This window comes from Syntrophales bacterium, from assembly GCA_026417625.1.
GTDB lineage: Bacteria > Desulfobacterota > Syntrophia > Syntrophales > UBA8958 > JAOACW01.
This window is the reverse complement of sequence record JAOACW010000029.1, coordinates 1-543: the sequence shown is the minus strand read 5'-3', so window position 1 is coordinate 543 and position 543 is coordinate 1. Positions and strand designations below refer to the sequence as shown.

2 protein-coding genes are annotated in these 543 nt (G+C 38.1%); both read right to left on the bottom strand.

All coding sequences use genetic code 11. The annotated features are described in order from the left end of the window. Positions 1-272 (bottom strand): preprotein translocase subunit SecA (gene secA / locus N2317_08850; protein MCX7817593.1); only part of this gene is annotated, 272 nt, incomplete at its 3' end. 41 nt (positions 273-313) lie between these two features. After that, positions 314-543 (bottom strand): DUF5317 domain-containing protein (locus N2317_08845; GenBank protein MCX7817592.1); only part of this gene is annotated, 230 nt, incomplete at its 5' end.

Genomic DNA, 543 nt, shown 5'->3' with positions numbered 1-543 from the left:
ATACCACCTATAAGCTGAACCCTGAAATGCCTCATCCCCAACACTCTTCTAGAGGCTTCCCTTACTACAGCAAAGGCCTCAGGCAATATATCATCCAGAGTTTCACCCTTTTCCAGTCTTGCTTTGAACTCTGCAGTCATTCCTTTTAGCTTTTCGTCAGTCAGTTCCTTTATTTTTGGCTCCAAAGCTTCAATCTTATCAACAACAGGAATTATTCTTTTCAATTCTCTATCGCTGTAACTGCCGATTATCTTTTCTATAATTTTTTTCATTTATAATTCCTCCACAAAGCATAATTTTTGATCACTTTTAATCATTTATGTCCTGCTAAATTACCTTCCGATTTATCCTTTGATTCGTTTTCAAGTAAGATTTGAAGTATCAGAGCAAATATTCCCATAACTACAAACAGATCTCCAATACTGACAAATTTGGCAATATATCCGAATTTACCCGGTATGCTGATCATGTCTCCGAGGAAAGCAAGTCTTGTTGCCTCTCCGGCAAGAATATGCTTGCCGTCCCCACCCACCTGATAAATAT